Here is an 11,028-nt window from a genome sequence, read left to right as displayed (position 1 = left end):
ATCCATAACTTGTTACTTGACCTGAATTCTCACCCATTGCATATGGTGCAGTTGGATATCTATGAGTTAAATCCTCTCCACTCCACCATCCAGAGAAGTTCTGTGGTAAAAATACTGATTTTTCATCTACTCTTAAACTAACTTTACATTTTATTTTTATCTTTCCACCTTTTGTTCCATAAACCCACATCATTTCACCATGTTTAATTCCAAGTTTTGCAGCTAGATTTGGATGTAACTCTCCATACATCTCTCCACTTAACTCTGCTAAATAGTGTGATGCTCTTGTCTCTGTCCCTGTTCCCATATGTTCAACTACTCTTCCTGAAACTATATTTATTGGGAATTCTTCTACCCAATTTTTTTCAGTTTGTCTACTTCTATAAGGTACATCAACTCTCCAGTGATTTGTTTTATCAGCTGAAGCTGGATATTTTTCAATCAAATCTGGTCTTGGAGAATGAAGTGGTTCTCTATGTTTTGGTATTGGGTCTATAAATGATGGAGCTATAGTCATAGCTTTTGCATTTCCGTAAGGACAAAGCCCAGCTTCAAGTGCATATTTTACTAAAAGCCCACTATCATCATTTTTCCAGTTTTTACCTTCAACCAATTTTTTCTCTTCCGCACTCAAAGTAACTCCAGCTAACTCTTCAATATTAGCTCCTGTTATTTCAGCATATCCACCTTGAACTTTAGAACCTTTTGGATAGCTTCCATCAACTGCAAGTAAGCTTACACCATTTCTTTCTAATCCAAAGTTAGCTCTAAATCCCATACCACCTTGAGAAACTGGTAAATCTGTATTATATAAAACAGGACTTCCTGGATGAGTTTCGCTCCAACAAGGCCATGGTAATCCATAATACTCTTTTGCAAATTCTCCAGTTCCTTTTAGGCTAGAGTTATTAAATAAATGCCAATTTTCCTGCTGTTTTTTTAATCTTTCAGCAGTAACACCTTTCATTCCAATAGTTTTTAATGCTCTTGAAATCTCATTTGTTGCATCTTCTGGCCATTGGAAACTATCTCCTTTACCCATACCTGCAACAAATTCATTATAGAATCCCATTCTTTTTGCAAAATCAAATAAGATATCATGATCCGTTCTTGATTCATACATAGGCTCTACAACTTTACTTCTCCATTGTGCACTTCTACCAGTATTTACAACTGTTCCAGATGTTTCAACTTGTGAAGCAGCTGGTAATAAGAAGAGATTATCACTTCTTGTTGTAATAACAGTAGCATCATTTACATATGGATCTATAAATACTACTAAATCTAATTTATCTAAGGCCTCTTTTATTCTTTTAACATCAGTAACCGTAGAGATACCATTTCCAATACATACTAAAGCTTTAATCTGTGTTCCACCATTATGTCTTGCATTTGCTTCATTGATAATATTATCTGCAAAAAGTGAAAGAGTATTTCCTCTAGCTTCCATAAGCTCTTTTGATTTAAATCTTCCTTTTAACCACTCATAATCAACATTCCACTGTTTTGCAAAATATTTCCAAGAACCTTCAGCTAAACCATAATACCCTGGTAATGTATCAGCAAGACATCCAATATCAGTAGAACCTTGAACATTATCATGCCCTCTTAAAATATTACATCCACCACCAGCTTTTCCTACATTTCCTAAGATTAACTGCATAATCGAACCAAGTCTTGTATTTGATGATCCAATAGTATGTTGTGTCCAACCTTGATTCCAAATCAAACATCCTGGATTTGAACTTGCATATAGTGTTGCTGCTTGAATTAAAGTCTCTTTTGGAAGTCCAGTAATATATTCAACATGTTCAGGTGTATACTCTTCACACTCTTTAAATATCTCTTCTACTCCATATACTCTATCGTTTAAGAACTTTTCATCGTACCATTTGTTTTCTCTTATAAGTCGTATCATACCGTAAAGAAAAGCAACATCAGTACCAGTTCTAATTCTACAATATAGATCAGACTTAGCAGCTGTTTTTGTATATCTTGGATCTACAACGATGATTTTTGCACCGTTTTGCTCTTTACCTTTTAATATATGTTGCATTGCAACAGGGTGATTATCAGCAGGGTTTGAACCTATGATAATAATGGCTTTAGAATTATGCATATCTCCTAAGTGATTTGTCATAGCTCCATATCCAAATGTACTTGCCACACCGGCAACTGTTGGACTATGTCAAATTCTAGCTTGGTGATCTATATTATTTGTTCCAAACATTGAAACAAATTTTCTAATATAATATCCTTGTTCATTACTAACTTTTGCTGAACCTAAAAACATAACTGAATCTGGTCCAAATTTCTCTCTTAATTCCAATAATTTATCACTGATTTTACTCATAGCACTATCCCAAGATACTCTATTCCATTTTCCAGCAACTTTTTCTATTGGATACTGTAATCTATTTGTTGATCTGATTTTATCAATCATATCAGCACCTTTACAGCAATGTCCTCCATTACTTATTGGGTGATCTTGAGCTACCTCTTGTCTTACCCAAACTCCATTATGAACTTCAGCTATTACTCCACATCCTACTGAGCAGTGAGTACATATAGTTTTTACTAGTTTTGAGCCTGGATATGGATTTTTTACCTCTTCATCCGTAGCATCTCTTAAAACTTTTTCCGTACTTGCAAAAGCAGATGTTGCACTAAAAGCTGTTGCCAAAGAAGCCATTTTTAAAAATGTTCTTCGTCCAAAGCTATTCGCTCCCATTTTTTCTCCTTTTTAAAATTTTAAACTATTTAGCAACTTTGTAAAATTGATTCCACGCTGCTGATTTATTATAAAGAATCTCTTTTTTAGTTGATCTTCCTACAACTACTCCGTTACCAACATTACTATTAGCTCCTCTATCTTGTCTTTCAGTCGTTGCTGCTGTTGCAACTACACTTCCAGCCAAAACAGAAGCCGCTATTCCTGCTCTTTTTAGGAATTGCCGTCTTTGTGCTAACTCTTCACTCATGATAACTCTCCTTTAAATTAGATTTAGGGTTAAAAGCCCCGATAAAAACTTAAAAAAGTTCTTATCGTGGATTTTAGTCCACTTTTATGATTTTATATCCAGATATGCTCTTTCAAATCCCATAAACTCTTTTAAAATTACTCCAACTCTTGAATAAATAAAACTAGAACTTCCAATAAGTTTATAAAAAAGTTCATCAATATATAAAGTTAAAACTTCTACAAAAAGTTCCTTTTGTACATCATCTTTTAACTCTTTTGATATTTGTTTATCCAACAAATAAGCACTTAGAGTAAATATAAATCCATAGTGATCTTCTTGTGCAGTAAAAGATTTTTCATCTTTTCTTATAGTTGTTTTTGCTAATACATCTTTTACTTTTAATTGCATAAAACCACCTTCTCTTCTTTCATGATACCAAGAAGCACCAAGAGGAATATATTCATCGAAAGGGATTAAAAACAGATCTTGATATTCATTGAAAATTGAATTTGTTGATTTTACTTTTAAATAATCAATTAACTCTTTTGAAACATCACTGACCTCTTGACTAAAAGAGTTTTCTGATAAAATCTCTAACTTTTTTAAAATTTCATCTTGTTTTGTTTTAGTATACTCTTCTACAAAAAGTAAAGATAAAAGATTATATATAAAAGCCCTTGCTTTATCTATTTCAATACTATGCATCTAATAATCCTTGTTTTATCATAATTTTTGCTTTACAATCTTCACAACAATAAAGAGTTCTTTTTTTAGTTTCACTTTGTTTTGCAAAAATTGGTCCCATAATAGAAGCAATTTTTTCTATTGCTTTTGTTGTAGCAAACTCTTTTCCACACTCAACACAGGCAAAAAGTTTATCTTTAGCCAAAATAGACTCTGTAAACCAAACTGGACTTAACTCTATCTCATCTTGTTTTATAGTCAAACAATCTTTTTCTGGACATACAACTTCACAATATCCACAACCAGTACAAACAGATGGATTTACTCTTAAAGTAAAATCAGCTTCATTTGCAAATAGTGCATCTACATTACATGCTCCAACACATGATAAACATAAAGTACAGTTTGGTTCATTTACTAAAACTCTTCCATAATGGATATTTTCACCAGTTTTCACAACACCTAAATCATCATTTCCCACAACTTTTTGAAGTCTTTGAGCAAATATTTCTCTTTTCTTAAGTTCGCTTTGATTGAAATTAAAATATGAATTCTCTATAAAACTAACTTCACTTAAAGCATGTTCTAAATCTTCTTTATTCTCAACTAAATAAATAGCTTTTTTATTGTATTTTTTAAGATATATATCATTTAAAATTCTTATTGATTCTTTTGAACCTTTTGATATATTTTCACTAAAATATACTAATTGTGAACTTGAAACTTGTAAATATGTAAGGAATATAACCTCATCAAAAATATCTCCAGTCGTTACAAGTGGAAATACATTCTCTTTTAAATCAGTATCAACACTATTTAAATCAACATTTGATGAAATTATCAAAGGATGTCTATTTTTATAAAAAAGGCTTATTTCATATAAAGATTCTCTTGAAGTAGCAGCACTATTTAAAGAACCGCTAGGACAGGCACTAACACACTCTCCACAAGCAATACAATCAACATAAGAGAATACTAACTTTTTATTTTTATCATCTTTTGTTATAGCATTTGTAGGACAAACTTCTTCACATTTTGAACAAGTTTCACTAACTCTTCTATCATCATATTGACAGATACTTTTATCATAAAGGATAGTTTTTTTAAATGAAAAACTATCTATATTATCTCTAATTTTTTCTAAAGTATTTTCTACTCCCAAAATATTTGGATCAAAAATACCAGTTTTTGTTTTTTTCAAACTTTGATTGAACCAAACAATTTGAGAAGTAGGAAGTTTTATATCTTTATCATTGCTATTTACAATAACTTCAAAGTTTCCTATACTATTTTTTATCTCTTTTATAAGCTTTGATTCAACTTTATATAGTTCAAACTCATTTTTATTTAAATTCTCTATAAAAGATTTGTAATCTTCTATATCATCATAAATTATCATCAAAGAGTTTGATATTTCAATATTTTGTGGTAAATCTTGTGAAAAATCAAATTTTGTAGCATTTATCTCATAAAGTGCTGAAACATTTGTAATCTTTGAAGCTAAACTATCTTTTGAATTTTTTATATAAAAATCTATTTCTGGTGCTAGAAATTCACTTTTTGCATTTATTGAGTTTGATATAAGATAAGTATTATCTTTTAAATCTTCTGAATTAGTAACTACTTGGATTTTTTCATTTAAAGGGAAATCCAAAGCCCCATTATTAAAGTATATAAACTCTTGCATAACCTATGCCCTTAATTTTTAGTAAAAAATATTTTACTTTATTTTATAGCAATATTTGTTAATTGAAACTTAATTTATAAAATTTAAACCACTTTATTTAAGTACACTAAAAAAATTTATAAAAATTTTAAACATTTTTAAGTAGACTTATAAATGTTTAAAAAATTAATATTTATTTCACTTATTCTTATTGTATCTTATTTTATTATTTCTGAAAAACAAAATACTAAAAATAATATTATTATTGGTTCATCTTTAGCTTATAATGGTAGTTTAAAATCTTGGGGTGAAACTGTATATAACACAGTAAATGCTTACTTTAAATATACAAATGAAAATAATTTAATTCAAAATAAACATATAGAATTTTTAGCTCTTGATGATAAATATGAACCAAATCTAACTTTTGACAATATCAAGTCAATCTTAAATAATGATATTTTATCTTTTTTTGGAATAGTTGGAACTCCAACAATAAGAAGAGTAATGCCAATTTTTGAAGATAATCAAACTCCTTTTTTCTCACCATTTTCTGGAGCAAGTTTTTTAAGAGATAAAGATTTTGACAATATCATAAACTTTAGAGCTTCTTATAAACAGGAAATTGAAAATATTATTGATTATATTACAAATACAAAAAAACTATCAAAAATATCAATATTTTATCAAAATGATGAGTATGGAGAAGATGGTTATATATCAACTTTACAAGCATTAGAAAGTAAAAATTTAAAATTAATTTCAGCAGGAACATATAAAAGGAATACACTTTCGATAAACCATGCTTTCAATGAGATAAAAAATTCAAAACCAGAAGTTATTCTACTAGTTGGAGCATACAAAGCAAATGCTTTATTTATAAAAAAAGCAAAAAAAGATGAATTCCTAAAAGATGTTATTTTTTGCAATATATCTTTTAGTGATGCAAACTCTATTATAAAAGAATTAAAAAATTCAAATGTAGATAGTTCGAACATCATATTCTCAAATGTAGTCCCAAATTATGATGATAAAAATTTAAAAATAGTTCAAGAGTATCAAGAAGTTATGCAAAAATATGCAGTCAATAAAGAGTTAGGATTTATATCTTTTGAAGCATTTTTAGCTTCAAAAGTTTTAATCGATGCAATAATTAGACTTGAAGGAAATTACTCTTCAAGAGAACTCATTTATGCTTTAAAAAATCCACCAAAAGATATTTTAAGTGAGATAAAACTGGAGTTTGAAAATCATCAACTTTTAAATACTACTTATCTTTTTGAGTATAAAGACGACAAATTCCAAGAGATTTTAAGATGAAAAAACTTTTTTTAAAACTCTATAAATATTTTGAAAACCTCAAATTTGAGTACAAAACTAATTTTTTAATATTTATTGTTTCTGGAGGAATGTTTTCAATAATTGTTTTATCACAAATATCTATTTTTATACTAAAAGATGATTTTGATACACTATTTGACAAAAGAACGAAAAGCTTAATACAACTTGAGAATATAAAAGATTATTTTACGATAAATATTCAAGATACTTTAAATGAGTTTGAAAAAAATAGTCTAAACTATGAACAATCTTTAGAAGTTATACAAATAGCAAATGAGATAATAATAAAAAATTGGCAAAGCTATAAAAATAGCATAAATTTAAACAAAGAATCTTTTATTATGTCTTTTATAAAACAGCATTTTACAAAACCAAATTCATATTATAAAAATGAAGTGTTAAAAAAGTCAATAATTGAAAATATTGATAAAAGAATGTTAAAAATATTTGAATATCTATCAACTTTAGATGAAAAAAACAACAAAGATTTTTTTACAAATATAAATTTTGAAATAAATTCTATTTCTGTATATATAGGAAGTTTAGTAAACTATGATCTAACTTTAACAATAAATGAAAAAAGAGATACAGATAATATATTTAGTATTTTCACAATATTCTCTTTCATATCTATATTTTTTGTTCTTGTTTTTACGATAATTTTATCGGTATTTATAACTGTACATTTTAGAAGACTATATAATTCTCAAGAAAAAATTGTAGAAGAAAAAACAAAAGAGTTAAAAGAATTAAATAGCAATTTAGAACAAAAAATAAAACTTGAAGTAGCTAAAAATAGGAAAAAAGATATTATTATGTTTCAACAAGCAAGATTTGCATCTTTAGGTGAAATGTTAAATAATATTGCCCATCAATGGCGACAACCATTGGGTTCAATCAGTATGATTATTCAAAGTTTTCAAACAAAAATGAGTTTAAATAAACTATCAGCCCAATTTATAGATGAAAAAACAAAAGATGCCCTACTTTTAGCACAAAATATGTCAAATACTCTAGATGATTTTAAAAACTTTTTCTCTCCAACAAAAGAAGAGAAAGAGTTTTATATAAAAGATTGTTTAGAACACTCAATAGAATTATCAAAATATTTTTTAACAAAAGAGAGTATAAAAGTAGAACTAAAAGTAAAAAAAGATGAGAAAATAAAAAGTTATTACAATGAATTATCACATATTTTTTTAAATATTATATCAAACTCAAAAGATGCTTTAGTAAGTAATGTTGATAAAAACGATAGAATTATAAAAATTGTTGTAAATAGTTTAAAAGGTCATATTTTTGTCAATATTTCTGACAATGGTGGAGGAATTGATCCTAATATTCTTCCTAAAATATTTGAACCATACTATACAACAAAATATAAAAGTGCAGGAACAGGAATCGGGCTTTATATGTCAAAACAAATTATTGAAAGACATTTAAATGGTCAAATATCTTGCAAAAATATAAAAAATAAAATAGAAGATAAAAGTTTCAATGGAACATCTTTTATAATAAAAATACCAATAAATAAGGAATTAAATGATTAAAAATTTAGAAATTCTAAAAAATTTTAATGTTTTGTATCTTGAAGATGATGATAGTTTATTGAAACATACAACCGATGTTTTAGAAGACTTTGTTCAAAATATCTATTCTGTAAAAACAACTGTTGAAGCTATGAAAATATTGCTTGAAAAAAAGGTTGATGTAATCATAAGTGATATTTTACTCGAAAATGAAAATGGTATAAATTTTTTAAAATATATAAAAAGTAAAAATATAAAAATCCCAACTATTTTGACAACTGCTCATACAGATACAAACTATTTACTCGAAGCTATCAAACTAAAAGTTGAAAACTATATAGTAAAACCTATAAATATTCAAGAACTTTTAGATAGCTTGTATGATGTACTTTTACCAAAAGTTCAAGAAAGAGAATTGAAAAAAAATAGCAATATTATCAAAACTATTTCAGCTATTACAGATAGTAAACAAGTTGAAATTGTAAAACATATTTTCAATAACTTAGATGAAAATAATCAATTTTATGCTTCATATTCAGATGTTATGGAACAATTTGCTATATCTAAACCTACTTTGATTAAACTATTTAAAGATTTAGCAGATAAAAATATTTTGAAAAAAGTATCTCACAAAACTTATAAATTTGATGATAATGCTTTAAAAAACATTTAAAATTACAAAGAATTTTTTTCTTTGTATGCTTTCAGATTAGTATTTCATTCTCCATATTTAGAAGTGCTTATTTCAATGCCTTCATAAGAAGTGGTTTTGATAGCAGATAAAATTTCTTCTATTTTTACTTTTTCATCATATATCACGCTTACTTCTTTTGTATTGAGTCTTGCACTAACTTTTTGAACTCCATCAATACTAGAAATAGCTTTTTTAACAGCAGTTGTACAAAGTGGGCAGTGCATACCTTCTACTTTAAATATTGAAATATTTGAAGCAAAAACAAAATTTACTAAAATAAACAAAATAGATAAAATCTTCATATACTACTCCATAAAAAGAGGTAAAATTTCTGGATAAAATAGAAGTATTAAAATCAATATAAAAAATATAACAATAAGGCTATATTGAACTATTTTATCTTTTTTGCTACAACTACAAGATATTTTTTTCCTAAAATTATATATTGCAAAACAAAAAAATACAATTGTCAAAATAGCAAGAGGAACTCTTGTAAACTCTAAAGTTGTAAAAAAGACAAGAACTCCACTTGTTATTCCAAAAAATAAAAATAATAATGCAGGTAAGCAACAAAGTGTTGATAAAAGGGCAGTTATTACTGCACCTATTATCGCAATTTTTGGTTTATTCATAAAACTTCTTGAGATGTATATTTATAAATAAAAGTTTTAGGATTGTAGTAATCTTTTGCATCTTCACCAACTTCAGCATAAGGATAACCTAGCATATTTAATGGATATTGAGTTGGTTTTGGCTCTAAAATAAAATCTCTAGCACTATTAAATGCAGACCAATTCATCTCCCAAGAACCAAAGAAATAATCTTTTACACTTGCTAATTTTTTATCATCATTTGCCAATTTTTCAGCTAGTTTTACCTTTGCAACATCAGCTGGATCACAAGGAACCCAACCAAGTCCATCTATATAAAACTCTGCTCTACAATGTTGAGCACCAGTAATATCTGCAAACCCTTTTTCATCAGCTTTTCCACAAGCATTTGAAATTTTTGATTGACCTACTCTTATTCCAAAAGTTTCCTTTGCAGGAATTCCAGCATTTCTAAGTAAACAAACAAATACTGAACTTATATCTGTACATTTTCCACCATATATTTTATCTTCTATACTTTTTTGTGCATCACCAATTCCACAACCAATAACACTTTCATCTCTATACATTGTACTTACTGTCCAATCATAAATAGCTCTTGCTTTTTCAAGTGGAGTTTTTGCATTTTTAACTATATCATTTGCATAATTTGTAAGTTTAGGAGTTACTGGAATATGTTTTGTTCCTTTTAAATACTCTTTTACATCTGTTGGATAATCAGTATTTGAAGTTGCTTTTGAAAAATCAGTAGTTCTTTCTTGCATAATAACTGCAAAATCAATATCTAATTTTGGTTTTACATCTTTGTTATCCCATTTTACATATAAAACTCTTGTATCATAAGGATTTTTTACAATTTTAGCTTCTGTAAAGTTTCCATCATATTTAAATGATACAACTTTATGATAGCTTTCATCTTTTGGAAGTGGTACCCAAAGTTGAGTAGCTTCATTACTCATATCAAACTCATAACTGTTTGTTACTTGAAATTTTCTAGGAGTTTTTGTAATACCAAATGAATTTTTATCTTCATTTGCAAAAGCAAAATTTGGAGATACAACTGCAAGTGTAGATATAGCAGCTGTTGATTTTAAAAATGTTCTTCTTTTCATAATATATTCTTTGTAGTGTTTCGTTCTCTTAAGAGATAAATGAAAGTGCAAAGCTCTCTTTATATCAAACCATAACCTATGGTCTATGAACTAATTAGATTTTGATGATATAAAAATTTTTATAAGTAAAAACTTAAAATGTAAAATATTTTTTACTTTATAGTAACTTTATTTGTAAATATTTTTATTTTAAATTAAAAGTATAAAAACTGAGGCTTCTTTACCTCAGTTTATAAATAAAATTTATTTCTTACTTTTATTTTCAATGTCAGTTAAAACATCAGGGGCTAATTGTTGTAAGAATTCTCTAGGATATTTACCTGTTATCAAACCTTTTAAATTTCCTTTTACTGCAACCAATACTGAATACACAAAATCCATCAAGAAGAACATTATTAATACACTTGATCCAAAGTGTACATAAAGCA

Annotated in this window: 10 protein-coding genes and 1 pseudogene; 3 read left to right on the top strand and 8 right to left on the bottom strand. The window is 27.4% G+C overall.

The annotated features are described in order from the left end of the window. The 4 genes from CRU91_RS11810 to CRU91_RS11795 all read right to left on the bottom strand — a co-directional run. Window positions 1-2,731 (bottom strand): molybdopterin-dependent oxidoreductase (locus CRU91_RS11810; RefSeq protein WP_113895420.1); only part of this gene is annotated, 2,731 nt, incomplete at its 3' end. Between the two features lie 25 nt (window positions 2,732-2,756). Next, window positions 2,757-2,981, bottom strand: coding sequence for a twin-arginine translocation signal domain-containing protein (locus tag CRU91_RS11805; RefSeq protein ID WP_113895419.1), 225 nt, complete (start codon window positions 2,979-2,981; stop codon window positions 2,757-2,759). 84 nt (window positions 2,982-3,065) lie between these two features. Beyond that, window positions 3,066-3,668, bottom strand: coding sequence for a TorD/DmsD family molecular chaperone (locus CRU91_RS11800; RefSeq protein ID WP_113895418.1), 603 nt, complete (start codon window positions 3,666-3,668; stop codon window positions 3,066-3,068). Further along, a complete protein-coding gene (locus tag CRU91_RS11795) occupies window positions 3,661-5,334 on the bottom strand; it encodes a 4Fe-4S binding protein (RefSeq protein ID WP_113895417.1) in 1,674 nt (557 codons plus the stop codon). The genes CRU91_RS11800 and CRU91_RS11795 overlap by 8 nt, the downstream gene beginning before the upstream one ends. A 153-nt stretch (window positions 5,335-5,487) precedes the next feature. On the opposite strand from CRU91_RS11795, the gene CRU91_RS11790 reads away from it, so the two are divergent. The 3 genes from CRU91_RS11790 to CRU91_RS11780 are packed head-to-tail and all read left to right on the top strand — an operon-like array spanning window position 5,488 to window position 8,856. Next, the gene (locus tag CRU91_RS11790) at window positions 5,488-6,633 is read left to right on the top strand and encodes an ABC transporter substrate-binding protein (protein ID WP_113895416.1); all 1,146 of its coding nucleotides are present in this window, start codon (window positions 5,488-5,490) and stop codon (window positions 6,631-6,633) included. After that, the gene (locus tag CRU91_RS11785; protein ID WP_113895415.1) at window positions 6,630-8,204 is read left to right on the top strand and encodes a sensor histidine kinase; all 1,575 of its coding nucleotides are present in this window, start codon (window positions 6,630-6,632) and stop codon (window positions 8,202-8,204) included. The genes CRU91_RS11790 and CRU91_RS11785 overlap by 4 nt, the downstream gene beginning before the upstream one ends. Continuing rightward, window positions 8,197-8,856 (top strand): response regulator, encoded by a 660-nt coding sequence (locus CRU91_RS11780; protein WP_113895414.1) that lies wholly within the window; start codon window positions 8,197-8,199, stop codon window positions 8,854-8,856. The genes CRU91_RS11785 and CRU91_RS11780 overlap by 8 nt, the downstream gene beginning before the upstream one ends. A gap of 44 nt (window positions 8,857-8,900) precedes the next feature. Here CRU91_RS11780 and CRU91_RS11775 read toward each other — a convergent pair whose 3' ends face one another. From CRU91_RS11775 to CRU91_RS11760, 4 genes and pseudogenes are all read right to left on the bottom strand, one after another. After that, window positions 8,901-9,179, bottom strand: coding sequence for a heavy-metal-associated domain-containing protein (locus CRU91_RS11775; RefSeq protein ID WP_113895413.1), 279 nt, complete (start codon window positions 9,177-9,179; stop codon window positions 8,901-8,903). 3 nt (window positions 9,180-9,182) lie between these two features. Then, complete coding sequence (locus tag CRU91_RS11770) at window positions 9,183-9,509, bottom strand: transporter (protein ID WP_113895412.1); 327 nt, start codon at window positions 9,507-9,509, stop codon at window positions 9,183-9,185. Next, window positions 9,506-10,600, bottom strand: coding sequence for a transglutaminase-like domain-containing protein (locus CRU91_RS11765; protein ID WP_113895411.1), 1,095 nt, complete (start codon window positions 10,598-10,600; stop codon window positions 9,506-9,508). Before CRU91_RS11765 ends, CRU91_RS11770 begins: the two co-directional genes overlap by 4 nt. Before the next feature lie 243 nt (window positions 10,601-10,843). Further along, a pseudogene (locus tag CRU91_RS11760) lies at window positions 10,844-11,028 on the bottom strand (cytochrome b/b6 domain-containing protein); the annotation flags it as partial.

It is taken from the genome of Aliarcobacter vitoriensis (assembly GCF_003316695.1).
GTDB lineage: Bacteria > Campylobacterota > Campylobacteria > Campylobacterales > Arcobacteraceae > Aliarcobacter > Aliarcobacter vitoriensis.
Note: the sequence above shows the minus strand (reverse complement) of the source record. Positions and strands in the feature narration are given on the sequence as shown.

What these genes read in the sequence shown, in the direction of transcription:
- CRU91_RS11805 (WP_113895419.1), bottom strand. Translation starts at nt 2,981, where the DNA reads ATGAGTGAAGAGTTAGCACAAAGACGGCAATTCCTAAAAAGAGCAGGA.
- CRU91_RS11800 (WP_113895418.1), bottom strand. Translation starts at nt 3,668, where the DNA reads ATGCATAGTATTGAAATAGATAAAGCAAGGGCTTTTATATATAATCTT.
- CRU91_RS11795 (WP_113895417.1), bottom strand. Translation starts at nt 5,334, where the DNA reads ATGCAAGAGTTTATATACTTTAATAATGGGGCTTTGGATTTCCCTTTA.
- CRU91_RS11790 (WP_113895416.1), top strand. Translation starts at nt 5,488, where the DNA reads ATGTTTAAAAAATTAATATTTATTTCACTTATTCTTATTGTATCTTAT.
- CRU91_RS11785 (WP_113895415.1), top strand. Translation starts at nt 6,630, where the DNA reads ATGAAAAAACTTTTTTTAAAACTCTATAAATATTTTGAAAACCTCAAA.
- CRU91_RS11780 (WP_113895414.1), top strand. Translation starts at nt 8,197, where the DNA reads ATGATTAAAAATTTAGAAATTCTAAAAAATTTTAATGTTTTGTATCTT.
- CRU91_RS11775 (WP_113895413.1), bottom strand. Translation starts at nt 9,179, where the DNA reads ATGAAGATTTTATCTATTTTGTTTATTTTAGTAAATTTTGTTTTTGCT.
- CRU91_RS11770 (WP_113895412.1), bottom strand. Translation starts at nt 9,509, where the DNA reads ATGAATAAACCAAAAATTGCGATAATAGGTGCAGTAATAACTGCCCTT.
- CRU91_RS11765 (WP_113895411.1), bottom strand. Translation starts at nt 10,600, where the DNA reads ATGAAAAGAAGAACATTTTTAAAATCAACAGCTGCTATATCTACACTT.